Below are 15,970 nucleotides of genomic sequence, written 5' to 3'. Positions count from 1 at the left end.
TGCGCTTCTTCCCCTGGACTTGCGCGCGCTGCGCTGTCGTTCCAGTCCGGCGGACAGGGCCGGTTTCCGGACAGGGAAACACGACCCGGCCGGCGTTGGAGCCCCCTTACAACGCGGTCAGATTCGCGTAAGCGTAAACCAGCCACTTGCTGCCGGCATCTTCGAAGTTCACCTGCACGCGCATGTGCGCGCCGGCGCCTTCGGCGCTGACGATCGTTCCTTCCCCGAACTTCGGGTGGCTGACCCGCTGCCCGAGGCGGATCGGCGAGGCCTCCTCCACGGCCGAAGACGCGTAGCGGTCGGCATAGGCCGGGCGCGAGACCTGGACGCGCGGGCGCAACTCGTCGATCAGGTCGGGGGGGATCTCACCGAGGAAGCGAGAGGGTCGGGCCAGCATCTCCGTGCCGTGCATGCGGCGCGATTCCGCATGGGAAAGGTAGAGCCGCTCGCGAGCGCGCGTGATGCCTACGTAGGCGAGCCGGCGCTCTTCCTCGAGGCGGTTGTCTTCCTCCGTGGAGCGCTGGCTCGGGAAAAGCCCTTCTTCCATGCCGACCAGGAAGACCACGGGGAACTCCAGGCCCTTCGCCGAATGCAGCGTCATCAACTGCACGCAATCGTCCCAGGCCTCGCCCTGGCCTTCGCCGGCTTCCAGCGCGGCGTGCGAGAGGAAGGCGGAGAGTTCGTTGAGCCCGGCGTCGACGTCTTCCGGGGTCATCTCGAAGCGGCTGGCCACGTTGACCAGCTCGTCCAGGTTCTCCACGCGCGCCTCGCCGTTGCCACGCTTGTCGTTCTCGTAGAAGTCGCGCAGTCCGGTGTGGATGATGGCGTGCTCGATCTGTTCGGCAAGGCCGAGCGCGTTAGGCGCGTCGTTCCCTTCGCCGCCGTCGCCATCACCGTGGCCGCCGAAGGTGCGTGCGAGGTTGTCGATCAGGCCGATGAAGGCTTTCACCGCGTTCTTCGCACGGCCCGCCATCGAGCCGATGGAAGCCTCGGTGAGCGATGCCTCCCACATGGAACTGCCGTCGGTGCGCGCGCGCCGGCGCAGTTCGTCGACCGTGCGATCGCCGATGCCGCGCGGCGGCGTGTTCACGGCGCGTTCGAAGGCGGCGTCATCGTGACGGTTCGACGCGAGGCGCAGGTAGGCGAGGGCATCCTTGATCTCGGCGCGTTCGAAGAAGCGAAGGCCGCCATAGACACGATAAGGCAGGTCGCGCTGGATCAACTGTTCCTCGAAGTTGCGCGACTGGGCGTTGGAGCGGTAAAGGATGGCGCAGTCGCGTGCGTTGCCGTGTTCGGCGATGTACTCGCGGATGCGCTCGATGACGAAGCGTGCCTCGTCCTGCTCGTTGTACGCCGCATACAGGGCGATGCGCTCGCCTTCGCCGCCATCGGTCCACAGCTGCTTGCCGAGACGGCCGCCATTGCGCGCGATGACCGCGTTGGCGGCCTTCAGGATCGTCGAGGTGGAGCGATAGTTCTGCTCCAGGCGGATCGTCTTCGCGCCGGGGAAATCGTGCAGGAACTGCTGCACGTTCTCCACCTTGGCACCACGCCAGCCATAGATCGCCTGGTCGTCGTCGCCGACGACGAAGGCTTGCCCGGTACTGCCGGCGAGCACGCGTATCCACGCGTACTGCAGGGTGTTGGTGTCCTGGAATTCGTCGATCAGCAGATAGCGCCAGCGGTCCTGGTAGTGCTTGAGGACTTGCGGGTCCTTCAGCCACAACTCGTGCGCACGCAGCAGGAGCTCGGCGAAATCCACCAATCCCGCGCGCTGGCATTGCTGTTCGTAGGCTTTGTAGATCTCCACGAAGGTACGGGTCACCGGGTGGTCGCGATGCTCGATCGCGTCGGGCCGCTTGCCTTCGTCCTTCCAGTTGTTGATTTGCCACGACGCCTGGCGTGGCGGAAAGCGCGCCTCGTCCAGGCCCATGCCGGCGATCACGCGCTTTATCAGCCGTTGCTGGTCGTCGGAATCGAGGATCTGGAAACCTTCGACCAGGCCGGCCTCGCGCCAGTGGCGACGAAGCAGCCGGTGCGCGATGCCGTGGAACGTGCCCACCGTGAGGCCTTGCGTGCCACCGGGAATGATCCCGTCCAGGCGGGTGCGCATCTCGCCGGCGGCCTTGTTGGTGAACGTGACGGCGAGGATCGCCCAGGGCGGTACCCGCTCCACCTGGGTGAGCCAGCCGATGCGATTGGTCAGTACCCGGGTCTTGCCCGAGCCGGCGCCGGCGAGGATCAGGTAATGGCCTGGCGGGGCGCTGACGGCCTCACGTTGGGCGTCGTTGAGGGAGTCGAGAAGGTGGGAAACATCCATCCACCTATTGTAGCGGTTGGGGGCCGTTCCGGCCCCCGCGCCGCGTCAACGCTTCTGTGCGATCCCCGCCACGGCGACGATGCCGCCGATGACGATGCCCGCGATGCCCACCCATTGCGGGATGGCCTTGTCGTGCGTGGCTTCGATCTTGGCCGAACCGATGGAGGCGACCGTGTCGGTCTTGCTGTAGCTGCCATTGCCCAGGGTCACCCAGAGGCCGAGGCCGATCAGGATGACGCCGACGATGATGAGACCTGCGCGCATATGCGTTCCCCTCCCTTGTCCGATGTGGCCGAGAGGATGCGGGTGGGAATGTGCAGGCTTTGTCTTTATCCCCGGCAAAAAAACCCCGAGAGCCAGGGGAGCTCTCGGGGCCGGTGGACGGTCGGACCCAGGGGAAGATCGGACCGTCCGCAGGGTGACTCCAGGGAGGTGGAGTCCACCGATGGGACGCCGTTGCGTGCGTCCGAAGATATAGACGTCCGGAAACGGTTGAAGTTGCAACGCCGGGCGAAAAAAAGTCAGCCGGCGTTCATAGGGCCGATAATCAGTGAGTTGGCGCCCCCTCACCTGAACGACTATACGGAAATCTTACGTTTGGATGGCTATCCGCCGGCTCAATGGGCCTCGTCCCAGTTGGCGCCGACGCCGATATCGACCTGCAGCGGCACGCTGAGCGTGGCGGCACCGGTCATGTGCTTCTCGATACCCGTGCGGACCTCGTCCACCGCGTCCGCGCGGACCTCGAAGACCAGTTCATCGTGTACCTGCATGAGCAGGCGCACGTCGTCCCGGGGCTCGATCCAGGCGGCCACGGCGATCATGGCCCGTTTGATGATGTCCGCGGCCGTGCCCTGCATCGGCGCATTGATCGCCGCGCGTTCAGCGCCGGCGCGGAAGGCCTGGTTGCGCGAGTTGAGGTTCTCGAGGTACAGGCGGCGACCGAACAGGGTTCGTACGTAACCATCGCGATGGGCCTGTTCGCGCGTGGCGTCCATGAAGGCGCGTACACCCGGATAGCGCGAGAAATAGCGCCCCATGTAGTCGGAGGCCTCGCCACGGTCGACGCCGAGCTGGCGGGCAAGGCCGAACGAGCTCATTCCATACATCAGGCCGAAGTTGATCGCCTTGGCCGCGCGGCGCTGGTTCGTGGTGACCTCGGCTGGCGGCACGCCGAATACCTCCGCCGCCGTCGCTCGGTGCACGTCGCCGCCTTCCCGGAAGGCGCGGAGGAGACCCTCGTCGTTGGACAGGTGGGCCATGATGCGCAATTCGATCTGCGAGTAGTCGGCCGCGAGGATGCGCCATCCCTCCGGCGCGACGAACGCCTGGCGGATGCGCCGGCCTTCCTCGGTGCGCACGGGGATGTTCTGCAGGTTCGGGTCGGACGAGCTGATCCGGCCCGTGGCCACGGCGCCCTGGTGGTAGCTGGTATGCACGCGGCCCGTGCGTGGATTGACGATGCCGGCGAGTTTGTCGGTATAGGTCGAACGCAACTTGGCGAGGCCACGGTATTCGAGGATCAGGCGCGGCAGCTCGTGCGTATCGGCGATGGCTTCCAGCGCTTCTTCGTTGGTCGAGGGCTGGCCCGTGGGTGTCTTGATCTTCGCCGCCAGCCCCAGTTCGTCGAACAGCACGGCCTGCAGCTGCTTCGGCGAATCGAGATTGAAGTCGTGGCCGGCCGAGGCATAGGCCTGCTTCTGCAGTTCGACCATGCGCTTGCCGAGCTGCTGGCTCTGCTTGCGCAACTCGTTCGCGTCGATCAGCACGCCGATGCGTTCCATCCTGGCCAGGACGGGCACGAGCGGAATCTCGATGTTCTCGTACACGTCGCGCAGGGTGGGCTCGGCTTCGAGCTTCGGCCACAGCGCATGGTGCAGGCGAAGCGTGATGTCGGCGTCTTCGGCGGCGTAGCGGCAGGCGGTGTCGCAGTCCACCTGCGAGAAGGAGATCTGCTTGGCGCCCTTGCCCGCGACGTGTTCGTACTTGATCGTCGTGTAGCCGAGGTAGCGCGAGGCCAGGGAGTCCATGTCGTGGCGCGTCGCGGTGGCGTTGTACACGTACGACTCGAGCATCGTATCGTGCGCCAGGCCGCGCAAGGCGATGCCGTAGTGCGAGAGGATGTTGATATCGTACTTGCCATGTTGTCCGACCTTCGGCCTCGACGGGTCCTCGAAGATCGGTTTCAGCGCGCCGAGCACGTGCTCGCGCGACAGCTGTGCCGGCGCGCCCGGATAATCGTGCGCCAGTGGGATATAGGCGGCCTTGCCCGGTTCGACCGCCAATGACAAGCCGACGATGTCCGCCTGCATCGCGTCGATGCTGGTGGTCTCGGTATCGAAGGCGATCAGCGGCGCGGTCTCGAGCTTTTCCAGCCATGCCGCCAGGCGTTCCTCGGTCATGACCAGCTCGTATTCACCCTCGGCGCCGAGGGCGGCGTCGGGTGCCGTGGCGGGCGCGGCGACGGCCGCCGGCGTGGCGGCTTGCACCGTGGTGACGGGCACGACCGTGTCCGTGGCGGCGGCATCCAGCTCCTTCAGTGCCGCCTTGAAGTCATAGCGTGTATAGAGTTCGCGCAGTGCCTCGACGTCGCGGTCGCGCATGCGCAGGTCGGTGGGACCCTGCTCCAGCGGTACGTCCGTGCGGATCGTGACCAGTTCGCGCGATAGCGGCAGGCGTGGGATCGCCGCCCGCAGGTTCTCGCCGATCTTGCCGCCGATCTTGTCCGCGTTCGCGAACAGCCCGTCGAGGTTGTTGTATTCGGCCAGCCACTTCGCCGCCGTCTTCGGGCCGCACTTCTCCACGCCCGGCACGTTGTCGATGCTGTCGCCCATGAGGGTGAGGTAATCGACGATCTGTTCCGGCCGCACGTTGAACTTCTCGATGACGCCATCGATGTCCATCGTGGTGTTGGTCATCGTGTTGATCAGCACGATGTGCGCACCGACCAGTTGGGCGAAATCCTTGTCGCCGGTGGATATGATCGTATCGATCCCCTGGCTCGCGGCCTGGCTGGCGAGGGTGCCGATCACGTCGTCGGCCTCGACGCCGGGTACGCAAAGTATCGGGAATCCCAGGGCGGCCACGATCTTCATCATCGGGTCGACCTGTGCACGCAGGTCATCCGGCATGGACGGCCTGTTCGCCTTGTATTCGGGGTAGAGGTCGTCGCGGAACGTGCGGCCGGGGGCGTCGCAGACGAAGGCGACGTAGTCGGACCCGGCCTTCATCGTCGTGCGCAGCATGTTGACGATGCCGAACAGCGCGCCGGTGGGCTCGCCGTAGGTGTTGGTCAGGGGCGGCAGCGCGTGGAACGCGCGGTACAGGTACGAGGACCCGTCGATGAGCGTGAGCGTAGGCATTTCCGGATTCTCTCATGGTCGCGCGCGGGTCGCCCGTTCACGTCGCCGGAGGGGTGGGAATTGCTATCCTCGCAGTCCCTTATGGAGAGATTCCCATGAACCGCTCGCACGTCCTCGTTGCCGCGCTCGCCCTGGTACTGGCGCTACCTGCCGTTGCGCAGAACGCCCAGGATTCGTCGTCGTTCAAGCCGGCCCCGCCTCCGCCGGGCCTGAACGATCCGGGCGTCAAGGCGGGCGAACCGGACCGGTCGGGCCTGAAGCCGATCGAGAGGCCGGTGCCTTACGACGAGGCCCAGGACGGCAAGACCACGCCGGCCACGTCGGACGCCAATGGCGGCTCGCGTTCCGCCGTGGCGCTGCCCTCCATGCAGGACAACGGCGCGGTCGACGCCCGGGGCCAGCAGGCACCGCAGGTCACCGTGCGCCAGCAGGGCGACGATCGCGTCGAGGAATACCGCACGGGTGGCAAATTGTTCATGGTCGTGGTGACGCCGAAGAACGGCGTGCCGCAGACCTATATGGCCGATCCTGACGGGAAACTCCATCACGATCCGAAGAACGGGCCGGTGAACCCGGTTTATTACAAGGTCTACGAATGGGGCCAGGCGCCGAAGCCTGCTGGTTCGAACTAAGGTAGGCGGGGCTGGGGGCTTGCCGTGGCGTGGCCCGCTGCCGCGGGGTCGCCGCTGAAGCGGCTCCCACAGTGGAGCGGCTCCCCCACAGTGAAGGGGCTCCCCCACAGTGAAGGGGCTCCCACAGTGAAGTGGCTCCCATCGGGACGTAACTCCCATGCCGCGACGGTGGTCATCCTTATTCAGCCGTCCAGCTCCGGGTAATGACGGAAGATGCCGTTCGTGTTGAACGGCACGCGCCGTTCCGATGCGAGATAGGCGGCGATATTCGGGCGGTCCGCAACACGCCTGGCAAGGTCCCTCAACAGCGGCAGGTTCTGCCTCGCCATCGCCTTTGGAAAGGCGTAATCCAACCCGGCCATCACCTGGAACAACGACAGGTCCACATAGGAATGCTCGCGCAGCGGATGCTTACCGCCACCGCGTTCCAGCACCTGTTCGAAATAACCCAGGAATTTCGGAATCCTCGATTCGCGAAAATCCTTCGCGCGTCGCTTCGCCTCGGTGCGCTGGTCCTCGTAATACTGCTCCGTCGATACCGGATGGTGGGTATCGTGCACCTCGGCCACGAGGTCGGTGATGGTCAGTTGCAACTGGTGGGCGTAAAGGCGTCGTGACTCGCTCTCCGGCACCAGTCCATGTCGCGGCCCGAGGTATTGCAGGATGTTCGCCACCTGGGCGATCACGAGCCGCCCCGACACCAGGAACGGGGGCGCGAAGGGCAGGGCACCGTCGTGGTTCCCTTCGAGGAACGCCGTCATGACCTCGTCGCCCTCCTCGCGGGCAACGTCGGTGTAGGCCGCGCCAGCGTCTTCCAGGCACAGGCGCACGAATTCGCCCCGGCCTTGCAGGCCTGTCCAATAATACAGCCGGTAGCTCATCGCCGGTCTCCCGCGGTCAAAGCCCGCATGGTGAAACGGTGACCTTCAAGCCAGCGTGAGCGCGATATCCCGCAACGTGTTCCATACGGTCTGCGCCGGGGGCGAAAGCGAGCGTGCGCGGCGCCTCAGCAGGGTGACCTCGCGATCCACCGACGGCGACAGCGCTCGTGCGGCCAGGCCGGGGCGCAAGGCGTCCAGCGACAGCGCAGGCGTGATGGTCACGCCGAGGCCGGCCTCGACCATGCGAAACGCCGTGTGCGGATGGCCCACTTCAAGTGCCACGTTCATGGCGATCTCCCGCGTGGCGAACGCGGCGTCGATCAGTCGCCGGCTACCCGAGGCATGGTCGAGAAGGATGAGAGGTTCGCGCCCCAGCGATTTCCACGGCACGCTCGTCTTCGCGGCGAAAGGGTGGTCGAGGCGGCAGACCAGCCGGAACGGATCGCGCAGGATCGTTTCCGCATCGAACTCTTCCACCGTGGCGGGCTCGACGGTGAGACCGAAGTCGACTTCGCCACCGCGTATCGCATCCAGCACCTGCGCCTGGGTCTGGTCGCGCAACAGGATCTCCAGCGATGGGTGCTCAAGGGCGCAGCGGGCGATGCAGGCGGGCAGGAGACCCGCCGAGAGCGTCGGCACGGCCGCGACGCGTACCCTGCCACGTAACGGGTCCGCCTGCGTCCGTGCATGCGCGAGCACGCCGTCGAGTTCGTCCAGCACGCGGGATACCGCTTGTTCCAGGTACCGGCCCGCCTCCGTGGGCACGACCTCTCGTGTGCTGCGATCGAACAGGCGTACGTCCAGTTCCGCTTCCAGGTCGGAGATCAGGCGGCTCACCGCCGGCTGGGTCAGGTGCAGGGATTCCGCCGCACGCCGGAAGTGTCGATGGCCGGCCACGGCAAGGAAGGCGCGGAGCTGTCGAAGCGAGACATTCATAAGATAAATGTATCATTGGATCAGATAAAACGAATTGCCTTATGGAAGGCGGGGCGGTGAAATACCTTCACCCCTTCCTACGCCAGTCGCCGCCATGCGCCGCTTCCTTCCCGATGGATTCACGCTTTCACTGGTCGCCACCGTGCTGCTGGCCAGCCTCCTGCCGTGCCGCGGCAGCGCCGCCGGCGTTTTCGAGGTGGTCACCGACGTCGCCATCGGCCTCCTTTTCTTCCTGCATGGGGCGAAGCTCTCCCGTGAGGCGGTGGTCGCGGGGATGACCAACTGGCGGCTGCATCTCACCGTCCTCGCCAGCACCTTCCTGCTGTTCCCTCTGCTAGGCATCGTGTTGAAGCCGGTGCTCTCGCCGCTCGTATCGCCCGACCTCTACCTCGGCATCCTGTTCCTGTGCACCTTGCCGTCGACGGTGCAGTCGTCGATCGCCTTCACGTCCATCGCGCGCGGCAACGTGCCGGCCGCCATCGTCTCCGCGTCCGCATCGAGCCTGCTGGGCATCTTCGTCACGCCCTTGCTGGTCGGTGTGGTGATCGCGGGTACGGGGCAGGGCGGGCTCTCCCTGCACGCGGTCGGTGCGATCGTGGTGCAGCTGTTCGTTCCGTTCGTCGCCGGACAGATCGCGCAGCGCTGGATCGGCGGTTGGGTGCGCAAGCATGCCACCCTGCTCACTTTCGTCGACCGGGGCTCCATCCTGCTGGTGGTATACACCGCCTTCAGCGCAGCGGTGTTGCAGGGCTTGTGGCATCAGCTGCCCATGCCGGTGCTGGCGGGATTGGTGGTGGTGAACGCGGTACTGCTGACCTGCGCGCTGCTCATCACGCGCTATGGCGCGAGGGCGCTCGGTTTCGCCAAGGAGGATGAGATCACCATCGTCTTCTGCGGTTCCAAGAAGAGCCTGGCCGCCGGCGTCCCGATGGCGAAAGTGTTGTTCGCCGGGCATCCGCTCGGCTTGATCGTGCTGCCGATCATGCTGTTCCATCAGATACAGCTGATGGCGTGCGCGGTGCTGGCCCGGCGGTATGCGCTGCGCAGGGACGGGGCTCCGGGGGCGCTTGTCGCTGGCGATGTGAGGCGATGAGGTGGACTTGAATCGCCGACAGGGTCGGCTCCCACCGAGGCAAGGTTGAATCGCCGACAAGGTCGGCTCTCACCAGGACGGGGCTTTCCCCCAAGGCGGGATTGGACCTTTGCCCTAGTGGGAGCCGACCCTGTCGGCGATGCTTCGTCAGTGGCGGAAGTGACGAACGCCCGTGAACACCATCGCCATGCCGTGCTCGTCCGCCGCGGCGATGACCTCGCTGTCGCGCATGGAGCCGCCTGGCTGGATCACTGCCCGGATGCCCGCCGCGGCGGCCGCGTCGATGCCGTCGCGGAACGGGAAGAACGCGTCCGAGGCCATCGCGCTGCCCGGCACCACGAGGCCGGCTTCCTCGGCCTTGAGGCCGGCGATCTTCGCGCTGACGACGCGGCTCATCTGGCCCGCGCCGATACCGATCGTGCGGTTGTCCTTGGCGTAGACGATCGCGTTGGACTTCACCATCTTCGCCACGCGCCAGGCGAACAGCAGGTCGTCGAGTTCGGCGGGCGTGGGCTGGCGCTTGCTCACGACCTTCAACTCGTCCTGTCGGACCTGTCGATGATCGGCCGTCTGCACGAGCAGGCCGGAGCCCACGCGCTTCACGTCGTGCGTGTTGCGGCCGTCGCCTGGCGGGATTTCCAGCACGCGCACGTTGGCCTTCTTCGCCGCTTCCTCGACCGCCCCGGCATCCACTTGCGGCGCGATCATCACTTCGACGAACTGGCGCTTCAGGATGGTCCTCGCCGTCTCCGCGTCCAACGGACGGTTGAACGCGATGATGCCGCCGAAGGCCGAGGTCGGGTCGGTGGCATAGGCAAGCTCATAGGCGGCCAGTGGGTCGGCCGCCACGGCGACGCCGCAGGGGTTCGCGTGCTTCACGATCACGCATGCCGGCGCGTCGAACTGGCGCACGCATTCCCAGGCGGCATCGGCATCGGCGATGTTGTTGAACGACAGTTCCTTGCCCTGTAGCTGGCGGAACGTGGCGAGCGTGCCGGGCGCGGGATGGAGGTCGCGGTAGAACGCGCCGGCCTGGTGTGGATTCTCGCCGTAGCGCAGGTCCATCACCTTGATGAAGCGGCCGTTCGACTGTTCGGGAAATTCCGCGCGCCTGGCGACCGCGGTGTGCACATCGTCGAGCGTGATACTGGACAGGTAATCGCTGATGGCGGCATCGTAGTTCGACACGCGGTTGAACGCGGCGACGGAAAGCCGGAAACGCGTGGCGCGCGAGAGTCCACCCTTCTGCTCGATCTCCGCCAGCGCCTCTTCGTATTGCGCCGGATCGGTCAGCACGCCGACATCGTTCCAGTTCTTGGCGGCGGCGCGGAGCATGGCCGGACCGCCGATGTCGATGTTCTCGATGGCGTCTTCCAGCGTGCACGCCGGATCGGCGACCGTGCGCTCGAAGGGATAGAGATTGAGCACGAGCAGGTCGATCGGAACGATGCCGTGTTCCGCCATGACCTCGTCGTCGGTGCCGCGGCGGCCGAGCAAGCCACCATGGACGCGCGGGTGCAGCGTCTTCACCCGCCCATCCATGATCTCGGGAAAGCCGGTGAGGTCGCCCACGTCGCGCACGGGGATGCCCGCGTCGCGAAGCGCCCTGGCCGAGCCGCCGGTGGAAAGTATTTCGACGTTCGCGGCGGCGAGGCGGCGAGCCAGCCCGGTCAGGCCCTGCTTGTCGGAAACGCTGACGAGCGCGCGGCGGACGGGAACGAGATCGGGCGTGGGCATGGGCACTTCCGGGGAGGAAAGCGCGTCATTATAGCCGCCCGGACGTCCATGCGGTCCCGGCGGTGTGCCGGTCAGGAAATTCCGTGGGCGGCGAGCTTCTTGCGCAGGGTGGCGCGGTTGATGCCGAGTGCGGCGGCGGCGCGGCTCTGGTTGCCTTCGTGGAAGGAAAGCACCTCGCGGAGCAGGGGGCCTTCGACCTCCCGGATCACGAGGGCGTGCAGGCCTTCGCCGAACTCGGTATCACCGATATCGGCGAGATAGCGACGAACCGTACGACTGACACATTCGCTGAGAGCGCTCTGCATGGAGGTTTCGTTGGCGGCCTCGCCGGCAGACAGTCTCACAGCGTTCAAGGCATTCCCCTCTCGCGGGCCGGAGCGTGGATCCCCGGTCGGTTCTTATCGGTATGGTGCTTCTTGGGCTGCGACCCGCACACCTCGTCGGGGTGATGGAAAGTCGCGAAGGGAACCGAGTGTACTCGCCCCGGCGGGCGAAGTGCAGGCTTGCAAAAAGAAATTTTTTCGAACGCTTCACTCGAAGCTGAATGCGAAAGCCACGGCTCGCTGGCCCGGGTCTTGCACTTCGAACACCATGGCCGTCGTCACCCCGCTGGCGAGACCGCGTGAACGCGCCGACGCATCGCCTACGTAATCCTCGGGTTGGAAACGGCGCATGGCGAGCCGCTGGCCGCTGGCATCCGAGAGGACGATGGTGACCACGGGATACGGCTGCGCGAACGATGCATCGTTTCGCACGCTGGCGGTGATGAGCAAGCCGTCGGTGACGGACGGATGCTGCTCGACGTCGCGTGCGAGCAAGCGCAGGCGGGAAGGGGCGGATACGAGAGGCAGATGGCAGCCGATCATCGCGCACCCCGTCTCCAGGACGGGTCCGATGGTGGGGTCGGCGATGAGGACGTCCCGCTTGGCCCATGCCAGCTGTGCCCCGAGGCCGAGAATCAGCACGGTGCAGGTGCCGACCCAGGCGGCGGTGTGCCATGACCGGCGCTTCCGCTTCGCGAACCGTGGCGTGAACGTTAACTGTGAAAAGTCTTCCCCCGTTTCCGCGTCGGCAATATCTTCCTCCACGACAGGGCTTGCCTCGAAGCCTCCGGCAGCCGTCTCGGCCACTGGCCGCGGCCGGAACACCGCCACTTCGGCGGTCGGCGGTTCACGATCCAGTGCGTGTTCCGCCAGCCGCGTGAACGGCTCCGGCGGCAGCTGTTCGGCCAGCGTGCCCAGGGCGTTGAAGACGGCGTCGCAGTGGCTGCAACGCACGCAGCCGCAGGCATGGACCAGAAGCTCGGCTTCCAGCTTATAGACGGTGAGGCACTCGGGGCACTGCGTATACATGACGCCCGATCATAACGGTCGCGCCGTGCCCGTGCGCGCCCGGTAGAATCATGGACCCGTCCACCGCACTGGCCCCACGATGCCCTGGCTCGAACTTTCCCTCACGATCCGCGCCGCCGAACAGCCACGTGTCGAAGCGACGCTGGAAGACCTCGGCGCGCTGTCCATCACGCTGCAGGACGCCGATGCGGAAACACCCGACGAAGAAGCCATCTTCGAACCCGGCGTGGGCGAGATCCCGTTGTGGAACCAGATCGTGCTCAATGCGCTGTTCGACGCCGGCGCCGACAAACGCGGCCTGACCGCGGCCATCGCCGACGACCTGCCCTTCATCGAGCCTTCCCACATCACCTGGCGCGAGGTGGAGGACCAGGACTGGGAGCGGGCGTGGATGGACCAGTTCAAGCCGATGCCGTTCGGCCGCCGGTTGTGGGTCTATCCGTGGAACATCGAGCCGCCGGCGGATGGCGGGATCGTCGTGGTGCGGCTCGATCCCGGCCTCGCCTTCGGCACGGGAACGCACCCGACCACGGCGATGTGCCTGGAATGGCTCGACGGCCAGCAGATGGCCGGCAAGTTCGTCCTCGACTACGGTTGCGGGTCGGGCATCCTCGCCATCGCCGCCCTGAAGCTGGGCGCGGCACGCGCCGTGGGTATCGACAACGATCCCCAGGCCCTGCTCGCTTCGCGCGACAACGCCGAACGCAACGGCGTCCATGGCGATCTGGACGTCTATCTGCCGGGCGAGGCGCCTGCCGCGCAAGCCGACGTGCTCGTGGCGAATATCCTTGCCGGTCCCCTCGGCGAGCTAGCCCCGACTTTCGCCGCGGCCGTGAAGCCCGGGGCGCCGTTCGCGCTCTCGGGCATCCTCTCCGGGCAGCACGAGGAGTTGCTCACGCGTTACGCGGAATGGTTCGACGAACTGGAAGTCCGTACGCTCGAGGATTGGGTACGCATCAGCGGCCGACGCAAGGTCTGACGTCCTGGTGGGAGCCGACCCTGTCGGCGATCCCGCGGCGGCGGGCCAGGTTACGGCAAGCACCCATCGCCGACAGGGTCGGCTCCCGCCAGGGTTCTTGCCAGGCCTCCAGCAAGAGTCCTTTCCAAAGAGCTCTTTCATAAAAAAATCCCGCCTCGCGGCGGGATTCCTCATTACGCCGATGGCGTCTCTTTCTGCTCCGCCATTCGTTTTTCCAGGTAGTGGATGTTCTGCCCACCCTGCTGGAAACCAACGTCGGCCATGATCCGCTGTTGTAGCGGGATATTGCACTTCACGCCTTCGATCACCGTCTCGGTCAGGGCCATGCGCATGCGTGCGATGGCCGTGGCGCGGTCCGGGCCGTGGACGATGATCTTGCCGATCATCGAATCGTAGTTCGGCGGGATGCGGTAGCCGTCGTACAGGTGCGTGTCGACGCGTACGCCGGGGCCACCGGGGGCTTCGAAACGTTTCACCGTGCCGGGGCTCGGCATGAAGGTGTCGGGGTCCTCGGCATTGATGCGGCATTCGATCGCGTGCCCGTTGAGGACGATGTCCTCCTGGCGGATCGACAGCTTTTCGCCACCGGCGATCAGCAGCTGTTCGCGGACGAGGTCGATGCCGGTCACCAGTTCCGTCACCGGGTGCTCCACCTGGATGCGGGTGTTCATCTCGATGAAGTAGAAGCGGCCGTTCTCGAACAGGAACTCGAACGTGCCCGCGCCTCGGTACCCGATGCGGATGCAGGCGTCGACGCAGACCTTGCCGATCTGCTCGCGCAGTTCCGGCGTGATGCCTGGTGCGGGCGCCTCTTCCACCACCTTCTGGTGGCGGCGCTGCATGGAACAGTCGCGCTCGCCGAGGTGGATGGCGTTGCCCTGGCCGTCGGCGAGCACCTGGATTTCGACGTGGCGTGGGTTTTCCAGGAACTTCTCCATGTAGACCTGATCGTTGCTGAAAGCCGCCTTGGCTTCCTGCTTGGTCATGACGATGGAGTTCGCCAGGTGGGCCTCGGTGCGCACGACGCGCATGCCGCGACCGCCACCGCCACCGGCCGCCTTGATGATGACTGGATAACCGATCTCGCGTGCGATGCGGATGTTCTCGTCGGTGTCGTCGCCCAGCGGGCCGCCGGAGCCCGGCACGCAGGGCACGCCCGCGGCCTTCATGGCGCGGATCGCCTCCACCTTGTCGCCCATCAGGCGGATGACGTCGGCGGTGGGGCCGATGAAGACGAAGCCGGATTGCTCGACCTGCTCGGCGAAATTCGCGTTCTCCGAGAGGAAGCCGTATCCCGGATGGATCGCACCCGCGTCGGTGATCTCCGCGGCGGCGATGATCCGTGGAATGTTGAGGTAGCTGTCGGCCGAGGGACCCGGTCCGATGCATACCGATTCGTCGGCCAGGCCGACGTGCTTGAGGTTGCGATCGACGGTGGAGTGCACCGCGACCGTCTTGATGCCGAGCGCGTGGCACGCGCGCAGCACCCGCAGCGCGATCTCGCCGCGATTGGCAATAACGACCTTCTCGAGCATGAGTCGGGGCCTCAGGCGATGACGAACATCGGTTCGTCGAATTCCACCGGCTGGCCGTTCTCGACCAGGATGGCGACGACGGTACCGGAAACGTCGGCCTCGATCTGGTTGAACATCTTCATCGCTTCGATGATGCCCAGGGTCTCGCCGGCCTTGACCTGCTGGCCGACGCTGGCGAAGGCGGGGGCGCCCGGCGTCGATGCGGCGTAGAAGGTGCCGACCATCGGCGCCTTGACCACGTGGCCGGGCGGCAGGCCCGGCTCCGCGGGCGGCGCGGCGGGGGCGGCGGCAGGTGCGACGGCGACCGGGGCGGCGACGGGAGCGGGCGCCGCCATCATCTGGGGAGCGACGGCGGTGCCCTTGGGCACGCGTGAGAGACGCACCACTTCCTCGCCTTCCTTGATTTCCAGCTCGGCGAGGTTGGATTCCTCGAGCAGGTCGATGAGCTTCTTGATCTTGCGCAGGTCCATGGGACAAACCTTCTGGTGGTGGATGCGGACGCACATGGCGTCTCGCGAATGGGAATCAGGCGGCGGGGATGGCCAGCCGGAGCAGCGCGGCCTCGAGCGCCAGCCGGTAGCTGTCGCCGCCGAAGCCGCAGATCACGCCGGCGGCGAGGTCCGACACATACGAGTGGTGCCGGAACGGCTCGCGCGCGTGGGGATTGGACAGGTGGATCTCGATGAACGGGATGGACACCCCGGCGAGCGCGTCGCGCAGGGCGACCGATGTATGCGTGAAGGCGGCTGGATTGATGAGGATCCAGGCCGTGCCCTCGTCGCGGGCCTGGTGGATCCGCCCGATCAGTTCGTGCTCGGCGTTGGACTGGAACCAGCCCAGGTCATGCCCGGCGGCCTGCGCCCGGGCTTGCAGCGACGTGTTGATGTCGGCGAGCGTTTCATGCCCGTAGACCGAAGGCTCGCGAACGCCGAGGAGATTGAGGTTGGGTCCGTGCAGGACGAGGATCCTGGCCACTGTTCACCTGTGCCGTGGGTCCGGGGCTCCGGAACGCCGCGAAGTGTGCGCCTGTCGCCCACCCTTGTCCAGTTCGGTGAAGTTCGACGTAGTTCGCTGGAGATCGCGACTTTCCAGACGCTCGCGTATGTTTCGGCCATCGTCGACAGGGTCGAGGCAGCGGGCCAG

Annotated in this window: 14 protein-coding genes; 3 read left to right on the top strand and 11 right to left on the bottom strand. The window is 66.1% G+C overall.

Annotated elements, in window-relative coordinates; all coding sequences use genetic code 11:
• Nucleotides 1–106: 106 nt before the first annotated feature.
• From uvrD to polA, 3 genes are all read right to left on the bottom strand, one after another.
• On the bottom strand, nucleotides 107–2,320 hold the full coding sequence (uvrD, locus tag ACR9Y6_RS12975; RefSeq protein WP_481281654.1) for a DNA helicase II: 2,214 nt from the start codon (nucleotides 2,318–2,320) through the stop codon (nucleotides 107–109).
• Between the two features lie 45 nt (nucleotides 2,321–2,365).
• A complete protein-coding gene (locus ACR9Y6_RS12970) occupies nucleotides 2,366–2,584 on the bottom strand; it encodes a hypothetical protein (RefSeq protein ID WP_426286559.1) in 219 nt (72 codons plus the stop codon).
• Nucleotides 2,585–2,937: 353 nt separating this feature from the next.
• Complete coding sequence (gene polA / locus ACR9Y6_RS12965) at nucleotides 2,938–5,682, bottom strand: DNA polymerase I (RefSeq protein ID WP_481281653.1); 2,745 nt, start codon at nucleotides 5,680–5,682, stop codon at nucleotides 2,938–2,940.
• Between the two features lie 95 nt (nucleotides 5,683–5,777).
• Between polA and ACR9Y6_RS12960 the strand changes: the two genes are divergently transcribed.
• On the top strand, nucleotides 5,778–6,314 hold the full coding sequence (locus ACR9Y6_RS12960) for a DUF2782 domain-containing protein (protein WP_481281652.1): 537 nt from the start codon (nucleotides 5,778–5,780) through the stop codon (nucleotides 6,312–6,314).
• Between the two features lie 182 nt (nucleotides 6,315–6,496).
• On the opposite strand, the gene ACR9Y6_RS12955 is transcribed toward ACR9Y6_RS12960, so the two are convergent.
• Both ACR9Y6_RS12955 and ACR9Y6_RS12950 read right to left on the bottom strand, forming a co-directional pair.
• A complete protein-coding gene (locus tag ACR9Y6_RS12955) occupies nucleotides 6,497–7,195 on the bottom strand; it encodes a glutathione S-transferase (RefSeq protein ID WP_481281651.1) in 699 nt (232 codons plus the stop codon).
• A 45-nt stretch (nucleotides 7,196–7,240) separates the two neighbouring features.
• Nucleotides 7,241–8,131, bottom strand: coding sequence for a LysR family transcriptional regulator (locus tag ACR9Y6_RS12950; RefSeq protein ID WP_481281650.1), 891 nt, complete (start codon nucleotides 8,129–8,131; stop codon nucleotides 7,241–7,243).
• A gap of 94 nt (nucleotides 8,132–8,225) precedes the next feature.
• Between ACR9Y6_RS12950 and ACR9Y6_RS12945 the strand changes: the two genes are divergently transcribed.
• Complete coding sequence (locus ACR9Y6_RS12945; protein WP_481281649.1) at nucleotides 8,226–9,224, top strand: bile acid:sodium symporter family protein; 999 nt, start codon at nucleotides 8,226–8,228, stop codon at nucleotides 9,222–9,224.
• A gap of 147 nt (nucleotides 9,225–9,371) precedes the next feature.
• Here ACR9Y6_RS12945 and purH read toward each other — a convergent pair whose 3' ends face one another.
• The 3 genes from purH to ACR9Y6_RS12930 all read right to left on the bottom strand — a co-directional run bounded on the left by purH (nucleotide 9,372) and on the right by ACR9Y6_RS12930 (nucleotide 12,313).
• Entirely contained in the window at nucleotides 9,372–10,961 is a 1,590-nt protein-coding gene (gene purH / locus ACR9Y6_RS12940) for a bifunctional phosphoribosylaminoimidazolecarboxamide formyltransferase/IMP cyclohydrolase (protein ID WP_481281648.1), read from the bottom strand.
• A gap of 71 nt (nucleotides 10,962–11,032) precedes the next feature.
• Entirely contained in the window at nucleotides 11,033–11,266 is a 234-nt protein-coding gene (locus tag ACR9Y6_RS12935; RefSeq protein ID WP_306851037.1) for a helix-turn-helix domain-containing protein, read from the bottom strand.
• Between the two features lie 225 nt (nucleotides 11,267–11,491).
• Entirely contained in the window at nucleotides 11,492–12,313 is an 822-nt protein-coding gene (locus tag ACR9Y6_RS12930; protein ID WP_481281647.1) for a zinc-ribbon and DUF3426 domain-containing protein, read from the bottom strand.
• A gap of 79 nt (nucleotides 12,314–12,392) precedes the next feature.
• Here ACR9Y6_RS12930 and prmA point away from each other — a divergent pair, with 79 nt between their 5' ends.
• On the top strand, nucleotides 12,393–13,292 hold the full coding sequence (gene prmA, locus ACR9Y6_RS12925; protein ID WP_481281646.1) for a 50S ribosomal protein L11 methyltransferase: 900 nt from the start codon (nucleotides 12,393–12,395) through the stop codon (nucleotides 13,290–13,292).
• A 173-nt stretch (nucleotides 13,293–13,465) separates the two neighbouring features.
• Here prmA and accC read toward each other — a convergent pair whose 3' ends face one another.
• The 3 genes from accC to aroQ are packed head-to-tail and all read right to left on the bottom strand — an operon-like array spanning nucleotide 13,466 to nucleotide 15,802.
• Nucleotides 13,466–14,827 carry an acetyl-CoA carboxylase biotin carboxylase subunit gene (accC, locus tag ACR9Y6_RS12920; RefSeq protein ID WP_371023706.1) on the bottom strand — a complete coding sequence of 454 codons (1,362 nt, stop codon included), beginning with the start codon at nucleotides 14,825–14,827 and terminating at the stop codon, nucleotides 13,466–13,468.
• Between the two features lie 11 nt (nucleotides 14,828–14,838).
• The gene (accB, locus tag ACR9Y6_RS12915; RefSeq protein ID WP_481281645.1) at nucleotides 14,839–15,297 is read right to left on the bottom strand and encodes an acetyl-CoA carboxylase biotin carboxyl carrier protein; all 459 of its coding nucleotides are present in this window, start codon (nucleotides 15,295–15,297) and stop codon (nucleotides 14,839–14,841) included.
• A 55-nt stretch (nucleotides 15,298–15,352) separates the two neighbouring features.
• A complete protein-coding gene (gene aroQ / locus ACR9Y6_RS12910; RefSeq protein ID WP_481281644.1) occupies nucleotides 15,353–15,802 on the bottom strand; it encodes a type II 3-dehydroquinate dehydratase in 450 nt (149 codons plus the stop codon).
• Nucleotides 15,803–15,970: the final 168 nt, after the last annotated feature.

The organism is Luteibacter sp. TLI7-4A, from assembly GCF_056754745.1.
Note: the sequence above shows the minus strand (reverse complement) of the source record. Positions and strands in the feature narration are given on the sequence as shown.